This is a genomic window from Planococcus liqunii, from assembly GCF_030413595.1.
In the GTDB taxonomy this organism is placed as follows: domain Bacteria; phylum Bacillota; class Bacilli; order Bacillales_A; family Planococcaceae; genus Planococcus; species Planococcus liqunii.
The window spans coordinates 3,750,924-3,763,963 of sequence record NZ_CP129238.1 but is presented as its reverse complement, the minus strand read 5'-3'; the positions used below and the strand labels follow the sequence as shown (position 1 = coordinate 3,763,963).

Genomic DNA, 13,040 nt, shown 5'->3' with positions numbered 1-13,040 from the left:
GCTTATTCCACCGTTTTTAATGAGTCGCTCAATTCAAACCAGGCGGGGATGCCGGCCGTCAGGATGCAAATATAGCCAAGATCCGCCAAATCTGCTTCCGATCCACCGGCTGCGCGCGCTTTTTCCATCCACGGCGCAGCCCCGCTGCCGTCGAGTTCCACGATAAAGTTGCCCGCCATATTCAGATGCTTTAATTTTGAAGAGACTTTGCCGTCTGCCAGAATCAAAGCCGCCAGCTCTTCTTTGTTCCCTTGTTTGATTGCTGAAACCACTTGTTCTAGATAAGCCGTCTCTTCATCTTTCAGCCAGCCAAGCATCGTGCCGAGCAAATCATCAGCCGTTTCAGGAGTGGCTTCCGGAAGAACGACCGGGTTGCCGCTCAATTCGAGTGCATACGGAATCGCTTCAAACGCTCTTTTCAACGCTGCATCGCCTTTGTACAAGTAAGCAGTCAGGAAAAACTCAAGCAGTTCCGCTGCAGAGTAGCCGAAATCGACGGCCCCTTTTGTATGGAACAGCATGCTGCGCGAGTAAAGGCGGGCTGCATTCATGCTGGCAATCAACGCGTCTTTTTCTTTGCGCGACAGCGAACCGTCCTGCATGATTTCGCCGCGGATGCCAGTATATTTATCCAAAACTTCCGGGCTGTAATCGTGCATTTTCTGCACCCATCCCGGAACAACGTCATAAACTTCCTTAAAATATTCCAACGCTTTGCTCATAACTACACTCCTAGAAAAAAATTATTTTAAACTTGCCGGATATGGCGGAGGGGATGTGAAAAAGTAGATTAGATTTTATTCAAGAAAACCTCTATGTCTTTTTGAATATCATCCCGTTGTTCAAAAACCATGGTGTAATGATTGCAGTCTGAAACGACTGTATCGATTTGTTTGATAGCAGCCTGCGTTTCTTTGTAATCGTCGAGATAGAACAGCGGCGGCATGGAGCCGATGTTTCCTTCGGCATACACAAGCAGGGTTGGGCAGTTGATGTCTTTGCCGGTTGCTGCCGGGTCAAATGTATAGAAGCTTTCAAAGTCGGCAACAATCCGGGACTCGTCGGCTTTGTTTTCCCAGTGGCCGCCAGTGGCCCCGACTTCATATTCAGCGGTCTCCTGCAGCACATCTGTCCATTCAATGCCAAGATTTGCATAGATTTTCTTGATTTCTTCTGCATAATGTTCCTTGGAATCGAAATGGCGGCTGATGCGGCCGAGCGACGGCTGGATAATCCCGCGCTGGTGTTCGGTCGTTTTGGCGGCGCCGTCCAGTAAAATCAGTGCCTTCACGGATTTTAAGCGGCTTGCCACAATTGCAGAGATAAATCCGCCCATCGAATAGCCCAGCAAAATCGGATTTTCCAGCTTCAATTCGTCAATCAGACCAAGAATATCTTCCGCGTGTTTGAAGATGGAAGTATCCGGATCGGCTTCCGAACTGTTTCCGCGCCCTCGAAGGTCCACCGCGATAAAGCGGTAATCGCCTTTCAGCTTTTCTGCGTAATAATGCATATTCTTATGGGTGCCAGTCAGTCCGTGGATCGCCACAATCGGACCTTTTCCCCCTGGATAATCCGCTACTTGAATCTCATTTCCATTTACATTCACTTTGTACAATTCCATCAGTTCCACCTCGGTTCAAAGATTGGCCTTAATAAGAAGAAGCTGCCAAGATTTCCTCGACAGCCATAGGATTTTTGCTTATTCGGTTCTCATGACAAAGTTCAAGGATGCTTCTTTATGGTCATCTTTGTCGATCAGCTTCGTCAGCAAAGAAGAGCGGACACCACCGGCTACGTCTGTTTCCAGCCACTGGTCGCCTTCGAAGAATACTTGGGTAATCAATGTTTCATGGCCTTCATGCTCAAATTTGATATGGATATGCGCAGGGCGGTAAGCGTGGTAGCCTGCTGCAAACGTGAACTCGCCAGTCGGTCCTGAAGTCGGGATTTGATAAGGGATCGGGACGATTGAGTGCACTTCAAAATTGCCTTTTTCATCCGTATAGAACTGGCCGCGAAGATTGAAGTCCGGTGCCGTGGAGTCGAAGTTCGAATACAGGCCGTCTGCGTCGTCCTGCCACCACTCCACTTTTGTGTTTTTAAGCGGTCCGTTTACAGAGCTGACATTGCCGGAAAATACGAGTTTGTCGCCCGGTTCGTTTTCGCGCTGCGGGATAACGAATGGCGCTTCTTCGAGCAAAGGCGGATTTTCTACATAATAAGGTCCAAGAAGGGAAGGCTCGGTACCTGGAGAATTTTTATATTTTGCTTCCAAAACATGCGTTTCTACAAATACATCCAAGAACAACGGGATTTCTCCGCTGCGCCCAAGGCGGTCTGCCCATTTTACAAAGTTCGTGTATTCCTCGTGGTTGAATTGCTGCTCGTCCAAGAAGTTTTTCATGTGTTTGACGAAGCCCTCGTAAGCTGATAACACGCGTTCATTTTTTACTACTGTTTCTGTCATCTAAATTCCTCCTCATAAAAATTATGGTCATGCTGAATTTCCTTTGTGAGTCAGTTCATCAAAATGTAAACGCATTCATGTTCTGCTAAAAAAAGAACGGATTGAACAATAGCACTTGCAATGCAAGAATGTTTATTGTACGATAAACGTACAAAGTATCGATTTTCGTACAATATCATCTTACACAGGGGGCAAAGCAAATGTCAACAGAAGAATTAGACAATTTTAAAAAATCGGGTGACTATATCCAGTCACTGGAGCGCGGATTACAGGTCATTCAGGCTTTTTCGCAGCAACACTCGTCCATGACCGTCAGCGATGCTGCCAAAAAAACCGGGCTAAGCAGACCGGCGGCACGGCGCATCCTTTTAACACTTGAAGCGCTCGGTTTTGCCGAATCGAAAAACGGCAGTTATTCCTTAACGGCACGGACTTTATCGTTGGGCTATGCTTACTTATCTTCCAATAACAGCTGGAGCATGGCCCATCCGTTTATGAAGCAATTCGTCGACCAGACGGGGGAATCGTGTTCCATCTCTATATTGGATGGAGCGGATATCCTCTATGTTGCCCGAGTCTCGACAAAACGCATCATGTCGATCAACCTCGGCGTCGGTTCCCGTCTTCCAGCATATGCGACGTCCATGGGGCATGTGCTTCTCGCCAATTTGCCGAAAGCGGAGCTGGAAGCTTACTTGGAAAAGATGAACTTCGAAAAATTTACAGACAAAACCATTACCGACAAAGAAGAGTTTCTTAAAGTATTGGAAGGAGTGCGTGAGAAAAATTGGGGCGGCGTCGATCAGCAGTTCGAAGAAGGTCTGCGTTCCATTGCCGTGCCCATTCGGAATGCCCGCGGCAAAGTCATTGCAGCGATGAATTGTTCCGTACATGCTGGACGCGTCAACAAGGATGTGCTGCGCGAAGAATTCCTGCCGCTGCTCCAAGAAGCTGCCGAACAGATTGGCCAGGCGCTTGCCGCCGCTAATAGCTCATCTTTTGAATAACAAAAAGCCCGGCCATTCCATATGGCTGGGTTTTCTTTGCAGAAGAGGGGAGTTACTTGCTGCAAAGAAAATTCACTTGCGGCAAACGGGACATTACTTGCGACAAATCCATGGGTACTTGCTGCAAATCGGAGTTTACTTGCAGCATCCCTTTTTTCTCTCCGAATTCACACATTGTGAGCACAAAAAAGTATAATGAAACCACCAATAGATTGAATGCAAAGAGGTGCACCCATGATTGTCATCATCGACAACCACGATTCCTTTACTTATAACCTGGTCCATTACCTGGAACAGTTTGACCCGGAAGTGGCCGTTTTTCAAAATAGACAAATTACAGCCGAAGAAGTGAGAAACTTATCGCCGAATTTGATTGTGCTGTCACCGGGTCCAGGGCGGCCGGTCCAGTCGGGGGCGACCAAGGAAATTCTCTGTTCACTTACGGAAGAGTTTCCCATCCTGGGCGTTTGCCTGGGGCATCAGACCATCGTCGAGCATTTCGGAGGGCGCATCATCAAAGGAGCGCAGCCGATGCATGGCAAAGTTTCGCTAATGAACCACGATGGAAAAGGGGTATTTGCAGGGATTGCGTCCCCGGCAAAAGTGACCCGCTACCATTCGCTGATTGCCGATCAAGCGGAGATGCCGCATTGTTTGATCGTTACCGCTGAAACGGAAGACGGCGTCGTGATGGGCGTGCGGCACCGGACGCTGCCGATTACCGGCATTCAGTTTCATCCGGAGTCGATTTTGACGGAAGCGGGATTCCGCATGCTGCAAAACTGCTATGAAGATGCAAAGGCCTGGACGGGCAATCAGAACAGGAAGGTGGCGCAATGACGAACCCTTACCTAATGTTTGAGTTTCAAGGGGCTGACGGCAATATCCAGCCCATCGCATTCCAAAACCCCGCCAAAGTGCTGCAGACCGAGCGTTTGGAAGAAGTGCCGGCCATTATGAAAAGCATCGAAGAGGCAATTCAAGAGGGCTATTACGCGGCCGGTTATGTGTCCTACGAAGCGGCTCCTGCGTTTCAGCCGGAAATGCAGGTCCGTGGAGGCACAGAAATGCCGCTCGTCTGGTTCGGCATTTTTGAGCAGCCGCTTGCACTGGAATCCGCAGCAATAGAAGATTCCTACCAAGTATCAGACTGGAATATGGCGAGTTCAGTGAGCCGCTATAAACAAGGCATTGGAAAAATCAAAGAAGCCATTGAAGAAGGGCATACGTATCAAGTGAATTACACGGAAAGGCTCCATGCAAAGTTCTCAGGAAGCGACCGTTCGTTTTACCATCAGCTGGCCAGAAATCAGCAGGCAGGCTATGGTGCTTATTTGAATCTGGGCAAGTACCGGATTTTGTCAGCATCGCCCGAGCTGTTTTTCCGTGTCGACAACGGCAAATTGACGACGAAGCCGATGAAAGGGACGGCGCCGCGCGGACGCACGACGGCAGAAGACGAAGCAAACGTGGTGCGCCTGATAGCTTCAGAAAAAGAACAGGCCGAGAACTTGATGATCGTTGATTTGCTCCGCAATGACTTGAGCCGCCTGGCGAAACCCGGAACGGTGCATGCCGCAAAACTTTTCGAAGTGGAGACCTATCCGACGGTCCATCAGTTGACATCGACCGTGGAAGCGGAGCTCATAAGCGGTGCGACTGTATACGATTGGTTCAAAGCGCTGTTTCCTTGCGGATCGATCACGGGAGCACCGAAAATCAGCACGATGAAAACAATCGCAGAACTGGAGCAGTCGCCGCGTGAAGTGTATTGCGGCGCAATCGGCTTTATCACGCCGGAAAAAAATGCGGTATTCAATGTGCCGATCCGGACAGTCGTCATCGATGCAGAACGGGAAACGGCACGCTACGGCGTCGGCGGAGGCATTACGTGGGACTCGACTTCAGAAGGCGAATACCAGGAACTGTACACCAAGGCGCAAGTTCTGACAGCAAAGCGTCCGGAATTTGAGCTGCTGGAATCCTTGAAGCTGAAAGATGGAACGTATCCGTTATTGGCTTATCATTTGGAGCGCTTAAGCGATTCGGCCAAATATTTTCATTTCCCGGGAAATAAGGCAGAGGTAGAACAAGCCCTTAAAAGTTTGGCAGAAAAACATCCAGTGGGCCTTTTCAAAGTGCGGCTGCTTTTAGATAAACGTGGAAATGCCATCGCGGAAGCAGTCGAAACCCAGCCAATCGAAGCGCCGGTTGTGTGCAGACTGGCTGATTCTCCGGTAGACAGTGCCAATCCTTTTCTATTCCATAAAACGACTTATAGAAAAGTCTACGACGAGCATAAGAGCAGCGGCGACATTTTTTCGGTATTGTTATGGAATGAAAAAGAGGAACTGACTGAATTTACGATTGGCAATCTGGTCGCTGAAAAAAACGGGAAGTTTTTTACCCCGCCTGTCAGCTGCGGATTATTGCCGGGAACTTTCCGCCAGTACTTGATTGACCGGGGCGAAATTGAAGAAAAAGTGATTTTGAAAAATGAACTGGCGGATGTTGACGCGTTGTGGTTCATCAACAGTGTCAGAGGGTGGCTGAAAGTTTACATCAAGTAAAAATCAGATTCGAATGAGAAATTTGCCTTTGTTAAAATAGGTTTAACAAATTTTAGGGAAGGGTATAAAAAAGTATCCGCAACTTCCAGGTCAAATTTTCAACTTTTTGTTAAAAATTTTTGACAAAAATAGGTCTAAAGATTTTACATTTTGGTGAACGCGTTATAGGATGTAAGTAATCAGAAAACATTAGTGTTTCTGTGCTGACTGAAATTTAAAAACTTTACCTTATTATAAATAACTAAATACTCTGGTTGGATGTTACAGACAATAGAGCTGGAAACAACGCCGAAAAGAATTTCTCCACATTCTTTTCGGCGTTTTTTGTATGTTTGGACCGGAAAAAGGAGCGGAAATGATGAAGTATTTTATTGATCACAACAAAAAAAGTATTCATCAGCAAAAGTTTGCGGGAGATCGTTGCGGCTTTGTGGGAACGCCGATTACGAGCAGGGAATTTACAAATTGCCCAAAGTACGTGGAACGGCTTGTAAAAGAACAGAAGTACAAAAGGTGTGCTCAGTGTGAATCGTTTCAAACGACTTTATCTAGTTGAACTAAAAGAAACGTAAAAATTTATAAGGAGTGGATTACGATGGAACGTTTAGAAGAAGTGGCGGAAAAAGTAGGGATGCTGCTGAAATCGGAAGTCGAGCTGCAGCCGAAAGGGTGTATTGTCAAAAAGAAAAGAACGCTCGAAATTCATGCCAATACTTCTTTTTTCAGCTGTACCTTGGATTTTGATATTTCTTTTGGCCGTTTCAGAGAAGATGGAATGGCACACAACAAAGCGGAAATCTATCTTTTGCCTGAAGAGTTTCCGTGCTTCTTATCCAATTTCAACGCTTATCCAATTCCATTGCCAACGGATTTCAATCAGCGCCTGATTTCGAATCCGAATATTGTTTGTGTGCATTTGGAGTCGAAAGAGCGTCCGGAATACTTTGCCGAGCGGCTGGCAGCAGCACTTGAAGTGCTTGAGGAATTAGATGGCCAGATATACATGAATTAAAAACACCTGCGGACATCAAAACCAACACATTAAAAAGAAGCGAGGACGGGCTTATGTTAGTCAGATATAAGAAATCATGCCAGAAAATTGCGATGGGGTTATTGTCCTTTATGCCGAATGAACGAAACGTGAAAAATCTATGCCAAACCATGAGCCGCTATACAGAAGATCCGGATTGGCAATTGTACTTATTGAAAAATGAAGAAGATTATATCGGACTGGTTGGCGTGGAAGTTGCCGATACGTATTTCACAGTCCACCATATCTCCGTACTTCCTTCTTTCCGGGGCGAAGGGCTAGGACATAAAATGATTGAAAAAATTCAGCTTCTGATGCAGGACCGTGAGATACGGGCAACAGCAGAAACAAAAGATTTCATTGAACACTGTTCAAAAAAAAAGTACGTATTAAACTGATTGCCTGAAATTGCTGAACCAGGAATCCGTTCAAAAGAACAGATTGCCTTTTATATATAAATTTATTGAAATTATTTAAATTTTCAGAAAATAACTGCTATAATTGTATGAGTGAGATTTTCCATACAAGGAGGCAATTCAGATGCAATTGGCAGGGAAAGTGGCAATTGTGACAGGCGGCGCATCCGGAATTGGACTGGCAACTGTAAAAGCATTACTGGACAAAGGAGCACATGTGATCATTGCAGATATTAATACGGAAGGCGGCGAAGCGGCTGCAAAAGAACTTCAAGGCAATGAAGCAGAAGTTGCATTTATTGAATTCGACGCTTCCCGGGAAGAATCCGCAGCAAACCTTGTAGCCGAAACAGTCAAACGGTTTGGACAGCTTAACATCATGGTCAATAATGCAGGAGTCCGGTCAACTGCTGAAACGCACGAGCTTTCCTTTGAAGATTACCGGAAAGTAATTGCGGTCAATCAAGACGGGGTTTTCTTCGGATCAAAACACGCCATTCGTGAAATGCTGAAAACCGGAGGCGGTGCGATTGTCAACACGGCTTCAATATTAGGGACTGTGGGAGAAGCGAATGCTTTTGCGGTTACTGCATCGAAAGGTGCCGTAAATTTGATGACAAAATCGTTGGCGCTCAAATATGCAGACAAGAACATTCGGGTCAATGCGGTAAGCCCTGGCTATATTGAGACAGGAATGTCAAATCGAAATACTTTAAACCCCGAACTTTATGCCAAAGCGGTAGCGAAACATCCGATCGGACGCTTGGGGCAGCCGGAAGAAGTAGCGCATGCGATCATCTTCCTGTGTGAAAATGAGTTTGTGACGGGCAGTACGGTAATGGTCGACGGCGGCTACACTGCCCAATAACCAGTTAATAAAAAATTTAAGGAGCTGTCCACTAAGTCAAATAATAGACTTAGTGGACAACTCCTTTTTTAATACTAAAAGAAGAATCCTGGTAATAAAAATAGAAAACTAAATATTCAAAAAAGTATTGCAATTTAAAAATGATAAGAATATACTAAAAAAAATCGACGGGGGAGGGATTGGATTGGAGCAAAGTGTTAACAGTTTACAGTTAACTTTTGAGGATAAAGTTGCTCTAGTTACTGGTGCAGCTCATGGGATTGGCAAAAGCATCTGCTTGGAACTTGCCGGTCGTGGAGCCCGAGTGATTGCACTGGATATCCTTGAAGAACCTTTAAATGCTGCTAAAAATGAAGTGGAAAAAGGCATAAAGGCATCTGGATCATCCGGAAAAGTGATTACATATCTATGCGATGTCACAAACTCCAATGCAATAGCATCTGTTATCCGCCAGGTCATAAAAAAATTCGGAAAAATAGATATTTTAGTCAATGTGGCTGGAGGTGTAGCAGGTCAAGTGCATCAACCAATTGAAAAAGTAGCGGATGATGATTGGCAAAAAGTCATTGATATTAACCTGAAATCCACTTTTTTCATGGTGCGGGCAGTTGTTCCGCATATGAAGGCAGCAGGATATGGAAGAATCGTCAATATTTCAAGCGGTGCCGGAAGAAGCAGCAGTTTGACCGGCATACAAGCTTATACAAGTGCCAAAGCTGGACAGATTGGCTTTACTAGGCAAATGGCCAGAGAATTGGGGCGATTTGGAATAACCGTCAACAATGTAGCGCCGGGGTTTGTGTTATCGAATCCTGCCACAGAACGGCAGTGGAAAGCGATGTCTGATGAAGAACAAGTAAATCTGATTCAATCCATCTCGGTAAAAAGACTGGGAACACCAGAAGATATTGCGCACCCTGTTCTTTTTTTTGCATCAGATTTTGCCCGTTATGTAAGCGGCCAAGTAATATCAGCAGATGGCGGAATGCAACTTTTTTAGGAGGGGTAAAATGGCAATTACAATAATTGGTGCTGGTGCGATTGGCGGTGTTCTTGGTGCTTACTTGATAAGGGCAGGAGAGACGGTCATTTTTTGTGACATTGCTGAAGATCATGTCAGCAAGATGAATTTACACGGAATCACTATTGAAGGTCCGGATGAAACATTTACGGTTAAGGGAACAGCTTATACTCCAAAACAATTAGTTGAAAGAAACGTACCTCTTGAAACAATATTCCTTTGCGTTAAAGCCCATCATACAGAAAAAGCTCTACTGCCTTTTTTACCTCTTTTAACTCCCGATTCACAAATAATTTCATTGCAAAATGGTCTGTGTGAAAGAAAGATTTCAAAAATGATAGGAGAAGAACGGACAATCGGTTGTTTTGTTAACTTCTCTGCCGATTATCTGGAGCCGGGAAGGATTCTTTACGGAGGGGTGGCCTCTTTGTATTTAGGCGAACTGGATGGCACCATTTCCAGCCGGATCACAGTGTTGAAAGAAAAACTGCAATGTTGGGGCCCTGCTCAAGTGACCGATAATATATGGGGATATTTGTGGGGCAAGATGTCGTATGCAGGCCTATTGTACGCAACCGCTTTAGTAGATGAAACGATGGCGGAAGTGGTCAGAAGGCAAGATTTACGAGGAATGTTGATGGAGTTGTGTTCTGAAATACTGGAAGTGGCAGACAAACTGCATGTTTCTCCTCTTGGTTTTGATGACTGGGAACCGGCACTCGTTTATCCAAGAGAGCAGCGCAATCGAAAGGAATTGGAAGCGCAGCTGGAAAAATTGGCAAAGCGCATGGCGGCCAATAAGAAAACAAAAAGCGGCATTTGGCGTGATTTGGCAGTCCGTAAACGTGAAACGGAAGTTGATGCTCAACTGGGCGATGTACTTGAAATTGGAAAAAACAACGGAGTGGAAATGCCGTTGCTTTCTGCTTTGGTTGATTCAATCAAAGAAATAGAGCAGGGAACCAGAGAAATGAACTGGGACAACCTTTACGAGTTGAAGAAAATTTATGAATCCTTGCCTACTAAAGCAAGTTGAAAATAGGAGTGAAGAAGATGCTGATCCCGGACCAGAGGACCTTATCAGATGATGTTGCAGCAATAATAAGGAAAATGATTTTAAATGGAGATTTCCGTTCAGGAGAACGCATCAATCAGGCGCAATTAGCGGAAAAGCTTAGCATCTCCAGAGGCCCGGTGCGAGAAGCCTTGAAATTGCTTCAGAACGAAGGTTTGATCAAGCATGAAACAAATAAAGGCACTTTTGTTGCAACGTTATCCCAGCAAGATGCATTTGAAATATATACCCTTCGTGCCTTGCTGGAAGGCGAAGCAGCCCAGCTTGCTGTACCTAATTTGAAAGAAAAAGATTTTGCTAAGCTGGAGCGCCTGCTTGAGAAATTCCATCAAATGATGATTGCGAAGGATCTGGAGAAACAGGCACAATGCGACATTTTATTCCACAGTACGATTGTTGGGGCCTCCAGACATAATCGGTTAATCAGCATTCATAAACATCTCGATACACAGGTCGGGGCCATGTTTTTGACCATTGCCAATCAGGTGCCGCTGCGGGTGGAACAAGTTGTCCATAACCATCAAATTTTGCTGGATGCCTTACGGACCAAGGACTGTGAAAAAATTCAACTTGCATTTTCAGACCACTATAAAACAGCATTAAAAGATTTGTCTAAAGTAGCTTCAACCAAAGAGTAAAGGACGGTGGAAACAGATGCTGTTAGAAGTGAACGACTTGTCTTTATCGCTTAAAAGAGCGGGCAAATATTCAAAAATTCTGGACGGAATCTCTTTTCAGGTGGCTCAAGGAGAAACGCTCGGAATTGTAGGTGAATCGGGCTGCGGAAAAAGCATGACGGCGCTATCGCTAATGCAGCTGCTGCCTGATAAAGCAAGACTCGGCGGCAAAGTGGATTTGCAGGGAGAACAAATCACCAGTTTTTCAAAACGCAAATTAGAGAAAATCAGAGGCAATCAAATGTCGATGATTTTTCAGGACCCCTTAACGTCACTTAACCCTCTCCATACCGTTGGAACACAAGTAGAAGAATCCTTGATCCTTCATACGAAAAAAAGCAAACAAGAAAGACGTGATCGTGTCCTTCATTTATTGCGGGCGGTTGGCTTGCCGCGTGCAGGAGAACTGATTGACGAATACCCTCATCAGCTCTCAGGCGGAATGAGGCAGCGCGTCATGATTGCCATTGCCATGGCATGCGAACCGCAGCTGCTGATTTGTGATGAGCCTACTACCGCCTTAGATGTTACCGTCCAGGCGCAAATTTTGGAATTGATGAATGATATCAAACGGCAGACCAAGATGGGCATCATTATGATCACCCATGATATGGGCGTGGTTGCGGAAGTATGCGACCGGGTCATTGTGATGTATGCCGGGAAAATTGTAGAAGAAGCACCGGTCATTGAGCTATTTCAAAATCCTAAACATCCTTATACACAAGGCTTGCTGGATTCGATCCCGAAACTAGGGGAACGCAAAAAGAAATTAGGCTCAATTCCAGGGACGGTTCCAACTCCCGGGAATATGCCGGCAGGCTGCCGATTTGCTGACCGTTGTATTCATGCAATGGATATTTGCAGATCTACGCTCCCTCCAATGATTAACATTCAGGAAAATCACCAGACAGCCTGCTGGCTTTATGATGAAAAGGAGGCGAAAAACGATGGCTCTGCTAGAAGTACAGAACTTGAAACAGCACTTCACAACTAAAAAAGGGTTTCTGGGAGAAAAAACGGTGATCAAAGCAGTAGACGGCGTCAGCCTCTCGATTGAGGAAGGAAAAACCTTAGGAGTTGTAGGAGAATCGGGCTGCGGAAAATCCAGCTTGGGCCGTTCAATCCTTCGCCTGGTAGAGCCTACTGAAGGCAGTGTTAAATTTAATGGCCAGGAAATTGTCGGCATGTCCCCTAGGGGGATGAAGGAATTGAGGAAAGAGATGCAAATTGTTTTTCAAGATCCTTATGCTTCCCTCAATCCTCGCAACACGGTCCGGAAAATATTGGAAGCACCGCTTCTTATTCACGGCACAGGAAATAAAAAAGAACGCCAAGAACGAATTGAGAGTTTGGCCGGAAAAATTGGTTTGCGAAAAGAACAGTTAAACAACTATCCTCATGAATTTTCAGGCGGACAGAGACAGCGTATTGGAATCGCCCGGGCGCTAATGCTCAACCCCAAATTGATCATTGCTGACGAGCCGGTCTCAGCTTTGGACGTTTCTGTTCAATCCCAAGTGCTGAATCTGATGCTGGATCTTCAGCAGGAACGAAATTTGAGTTATATGTTCATTTCCCATGATTTGTCTGTAGTCCAACATGTATCGGACAAAGTGGCTGTAATGTATTTGGGGAAAGTGGTGGAAATCGCAGATGTAGAAAAAGTTTATAAGGATCCATTGCATCCATATACCCGGGCTTTGCTTTCAGCATTGCCGATTCCGGATCCTGTGCGTGTCCGAAACCGGATCATTCTGCAAGGCGATTTGCCAAGTCCAGCTAATCCACCGCCAGGCTGTCCATTCCATACAAGATGCCCGATGGCGACAAAAGAATGTGCAGAAATTGTTCCGCCATTGGAAGAAAAAACAACCGATCATTTTGCAGCCTGTATCCACACATAGAA

Annotated in this window: 14 protein-coding genes; 11 read left to right on the top strand and 3 right to left on the bottom strand. The window is 45.6% G+C overall.

Annotation, left to right across the window (positions count from 1 at the left end; genetic code table 11):
• Positions 1–2: 2 nt before the first annotated feature.
• From QWY22_RS18560 to QWY22_RS18550, 3 genes are all read right to left on the bottom strand, one after another.
• On the bottom strand, positions 3–722 hold the full coding sequence (locus QWY22_RS18560) for a carboxymuconolactone decarboxylase family protein (RefSeq protein ID WP_300982272.1): 720 nt from the start codon (positions 720–722) through the stop codon (positions 3–5).
• A 68-nt stretch (positions 723–790) separates the two neighbouring features.
• Entirely contained in the window at positions 791–1,624 is an 834-nt protein-coding gene (locus tag QWY22_RS18555) for an alpha/beta fold hydrolase (RefSeq protein ID WP_300982271.1), read from the bottom strand.
• A 78-nt stretch (positions 1,625–1,702) separates the two neighbouring features.
• Positions 1,703–2,470 carry a dioxygenase family protein gene (locus QWY22_RS18550; protein ID WP_300982270.1) on the bottom strand — a complete coding sequence of 256 codons (768 nt, stop codon included), beginning with the start codon at positions 2,468–2,470 and terminating at the stop codon, positions 1,703–1,705.
• A 200-nt stretch (positions 2,471–2,670) separates the two neighbouring features.
• Between QWY22_RS18550 and QWY22_RS18545 the strand changes: the two genes are divergently transcribed.
• From QWY22_RS18545 to QWY22_RS18495, 11 genes are all read left to right on the top strand, one after another.
• Positions 2,671–3,477, top strand: a complete 807-nt coding sequence (locus tag QWY22_RS18545) for an IclR family transcriptional regulator (protein WP_300982269.1) — start codon at positions 2,671–2,673, stop codon at positions 3,475–3,477.
• A gap of 234 nt (positions 3,478–3,711) precedes the next feature.
• Complete coding sequence (locus QWY22_RS18540) at positions 3,712–4,317, top strand: anthranilate synthase component II (RefSeq protein WP_300982268.1); 606 nt, start codon at positions 3,712–3,714, stop codon at positions 4,315–4,317.
• Positions 4,314–6,047: an aminodeoxychorismate synthase component I gene (pabB, locus tag QWY22_RS18535; RefSeq protein ID WP_300982267.1), complete on the top strand. Its 1,734-nt coding sequence runs from the start codon at positions 4,314–4,316 to the stop codon at positions 6,045–6,047. The genes QWY22_RS18540 and pabB overlap by 4 nt, the downstream gene beginning before the upstream one ends.
• A 595-nt stretch (positions 6,048–6,642) precedes the next feature.
• On the top strand, positions 6,643–7,059 hold the full coding sequence (locus QWY22_RS18530; RefSeq protein WP_300982266.1) for a hypothetical protein: 417 nt from the start codon (positions 6,643–6,645) through the stop codon (positions 7,057–7,059).
• A 53-nt stretch (positions 7,060–7,112) separates the two neighbouring features.
• Positions 7,113–7,475 carry a GNAT family N-acetyltransferase gene (locus QWY22_RS18525; RefSeq protein ID WP_300982265.1) on the top strand — a complete coding sequence of 121 codons (363 nt, stop codon included), beginning with the start codon at positions 7,113–7,115 and terminating at the stop codon, positions 7,473–7,475.
• Positions 7,476–7,617: 142 nt separating this feature from the next.
• The gene (locus QWY22_RS18520) at positions 7,618–8,361 is read left to right on the top strand and encodes an SDR family NAD(P)-dependent oxidoreductase (RefSeq protein WP_300982264.1); all 744 of its coding nucleotides are present in this window, start codon (positions 7,618–7,620) and stop codon (positions 8,359–8,361) included.
• 184 nt (positions 8,362–8,545) lie between these two features.
• A complete protein-coding gene (locus QWY22_RS18515; protein ID WP_300982263.1) occupies positions 8,546–9,361 on the top strand; it encodes an SDR family NAD(P)-dependent oxidoreductase in 816 nt (271 codons plus the stop codon).
• Positions 9,362–9,371: 10 nt separating this feature from the next.
• A complete protein-coding gene (locus QWY22_RS18510) occupies positions 9,372–10,418 on the top strand; it encodes a ketopantoate reductase family protein (protein ID WP_300982262.1) in 1,047 nt (348 codons plus the stop codon).
• A gap of 17 nt (positions 10,419–10,435) precedes the next feature.
• A complete protein-coding gene (locus QWY22_RS18505) occupies positions 10,436–11,095 on the top strand; it encodes a GntR family transcriptional regulator (RefSeq protein WP_300982261.1) in 660 nt (219 codons plus the stop codon).
• A 16-nt stretch (positions 11,096–11,111) separates the two neighbouring features.
• A complete protein-coding gene (locus QWY22_RS18500; protein ID WP_300982260.1) occupies positions 11,112–12,128 on the top strand; it encodes an ABC transporter ATP-binding protein in 1,017 nt (338 codons plus the stop codon).
• Entirely contained in the window at positions 12,082–13,038 is a 957-nt protein-coding gene (locus QWY22_RS18495) for an ABC transporter ATP-binding protein (protein WP_300982259.1), read from the top strand. Before QWY22_RS18500 ends, QWY22_RS18495 begins: the two co-directional genes overlap by 47 nt.
• The last annotated feature ends 2 nt before the right edge of the window (positions 13,039–13,040 follow it).